The following is a 1,923-nucleotide window of genomic DNA, read 5'->3' as shown; positions in this document are numbered from 1 at the left end:
CTCCCCCTCCGCCTCCCCCTCGGCTTCCGCGTCCCCGGACGACGGGGAGTCGGAGGACGCGGAGGAGGAGAACGGGGCCGGGGAGGACACGTCGTCCGCGCCCGAGGACGTCCCTCCGGGCGATCCCGCGACGCCTCCGTCGGGCGGGGCTTCCGGGGGGCCGGAGAGTCCCGGCCCGGACCCGACCACGAAGAGTCCCGAACCGGAGCCGGAGCCGTCGGAGACGTGCGACCGGTTCCTGTGGTGGTGCACCTGAGCGGTCCCCCGCCTGCGGGGTGCACCGGGGCGGGTGCGGCGGTGGTCCGTCAGGTGGCGTTCAGCATGGTGCGCAGGGTGTCGCGCAGGGCCACCCGTTCCTCCTCCGAAAGCCCCGCGAGGGGTTCACGCGCGAACCGCAGGGACTCCCGCATGCTGCGCGCCACCCGGCGCCCCTCCGCCGTCGCCGCCGCCAGCTTCACCCGCCGGTCCGCCGGGTCCGGGCGGCGCTCCACCAGACCACGTGCCTCCAGCCGGTCCACGATGCCCGTCACGTTGGACGGCTCGCACTTCAGCCGCTGCGCCAGCTTCCGCATCGGAAGCGGCTCCAGTGACAGCAGGCTCAGCAGCCTCGCCTGCGCGCCCGTCAGCGCGTGACCGGCGGCGGCTTCCTCGTACTCCTCGTGGTAGCGGGCCACCACCGAGCCGATGAGTTCGACGACCTCCAGGGTGAGGGCGTCGGCGCGGCTGGGCGTGTTGCGGGGTGTGGCCATGCTCTCCAGGGTACCCAGTTGCTTGACATCCTGAAATATTCAGCCGCATGGTTGTTTCAGGTAATGAAGTATTTCCAGGAAGGTGCCAGCTCATGTCCGACGCCCCCACGCCCCCCACCACCGGCCGCGAGTGGCAGCTGCTGAGCCGGCCCGTCGGCTGGCCGAAGCCCGAGGACTTCGCCCTCGTCGAGGCGGAGGTACCCGCTCCGGCCGAGGGGCAGGTGCTGGTACGGAACACGTACCTCTCCGTCGACCCGTACATGCGCGGCCGCATGAGTGACGCCAAGTCCTACGTCGCCCCGTACGAGCTGGGCAAGGCCATGCAGGGCGGCGCCGTCGGCGAGGTCGTCGCCTCGAACGCCGAGGGGATCGCGGCCGGCGACCACGTCCTGCACTTCCTCGGCTGGCGCGAGTACGCCGTCATGGACGCGAAGAACGCCGTCAAGGTGGACCCCGAGGCCGCGCCCCTCTCGGCCTACCTGGGCGTGCTGGGCATGACCGGGCTCACCGCCTACGCCGGCCTGCTGCGCACCGCCTCCTTCAAGGAGGGCGACTCCGTCTTCGTCTCCGGTGCCGCCGGCGCCGTCGGCAGCCAGGTCGGGCAGCTCGCGAAGCTCAAGGGGGCCTCGCGGGTGATCGGCTCCGCCGGCTCGGACGAGAAGGTCAGGCTGCTCGTCGAGGAGTACGGCTTCGACGCCGCGTTCAACTACAAGAACGGCCCGGTGAGCCGGCAACTGCGCGACGCCGCCCCGGACGGGGTCGACGTGTACTTCGACAACGTGGGCGGCGACCACCTGGAGGCGGCCATCGGGTCCCTCAACCGCGACGGCCGGATCGCGATCTGCGGAGCGATCTCCGTCTACAACAACACCGAGCCGGCCCCCGGCCCGCGCAACCTCGCCCGGCTCATCCAGACCCGGGGCCGCATCGAGGGCTTCCTCGTCGGCGACCACTACGACCTCCAGCCGCAGTTCGTCCAGGAGGTCGGGCCCTGGGTCCGCTCGGGCGAGCTCAAGTACCGCGAGACGGTGGTCGAGGGCATCGAGAACAACCTGGAGGCCTTCCTCGGCGTCCTGCGCGGCGACAACACCGGAAAAATGATCGTCAAACTCTGACGCGACCACCCACAGGGCCCTCGCGAGCCCAGACTCCTCACCCCCGAGGCCCTCGCGCT

At 71.4% G+C, this 1,923-nt stretch carries 2 protein-coding genes and 1 pseudogene; 2 read left to right on the top strand and 1 reads right to left on the bottom strand.

Annotated features, from left to right (window positions below):
* A pseudogene (locus tag B9S61_RS41465) lies at window positions 1-256 on the top strand (hypothetical protein); the annotation flags it as partial.
* 49 nt (window positions 257-305) lie between these two features.
* Here the strand turns inward: B9S61_RS41465 and B9S61_RS03975 are convergent.
* Complete coding sequence (locus B9S61_RS03975; RefSeq protein ID WP_103540939.1) at window positions 306-749, bottom strand: MarR family winged helix-turn-helix transcriptional regulator; 444 nt, start codon at window positions 747-749, stop codon at window positions 306-308.
* A gap of 92 nt (window positions 750-841) precedes the next feature.
* Here B9S61_RS03975 and B9S61_RS03970 point away from each other — a divergent pair, with 92 nt between their 5' ends.
* Window positions 842-1,864: an NADP-dependent oxidoreductase gene (locus tag B9S61_RS03970; protein ID WP_103540938.1), complete on the top strand. Its 1,023-nt coding sequence runs from the start codon at window positions 842-844 to the stop codon at window positions 1,862-1,864.
* The last annotated feature ends 59 nt before the right edge of the window (window positions 1,865-1,923 follow it).

It is taken from the genome of Streptomyces sp. SM1, from assembly GCF_002910825.1.
In the GTDB taxonomy this organism is placed as follows: Bacteria; Actinomycetota; Actinomycetes; order Streptomycetales; family Streptomycetaceae; genus Streptomyces; species Streptomyces okerensis.
This window is presented reverse-complemented; position numbering and strand designations above follow the sequence as displayed.

Bases quoted from the DNA above. Each gene is read 5' to 3' on its own strand.
- B9S61_RS03975 (WP_103540939.1), bottom strand. From the start codon at position 749: ATGGCCACACCCCGCAACACGCCCAGCCGCGCCGACGCCCTCACCCTG.
- B9S61_RS03970 (WP_103540938.1), top strand. From the start codon at position 842: ATGTCCGACGCCCCCACGCCCCCCACCACCGGCCGCGAGTGGCAGCTG.